We start from the raw sequence: 210 nt of genomic DNA on the forward strand, positions 1-210 counted from the left end.
GCCACGACCGACGCGAACGGTTTCTACCAGTTCACCAACCTGCGCCCGGGCACCTACAACGTGGCCGAGACGCAACCCGCTGGCTACCTGGACGGCAAGGACACCATCGGCACGACCGGTGGCACCGCTGGCAACGACCTGCTGAGCGGCATCACGCTGGTCGCCGGTGCGAACAGCGTTGAGAACAACTTCGGTGAACTGCCGCCGGCC

1 protein-coding gene is annotated in these 210 nt (G+C 66.2%); it reads left to right on the forward strand.

Annotation, left to right across the window (positions count from 1 at the left end; translation table 11 throughout):
• Positions 1-210 (forward strand): SdrD B-like domain-containing protein (locus FFT10_RS27585; protein ID WP_228027354.1); only part of this gene is annotated, 210 nt, incomplete at both ends.

The sequence above is a fragment of the Pseudaquabacterium pictum genome, from assembly GCF_005403045.1.
Lineage (GTDB): Bacteria > Pseudomonadota > Gammaproteobacteria > Burkholderiales > Burkholderiaceae_C > Pseudaquabacterium > Pseudaquabacterium pictum.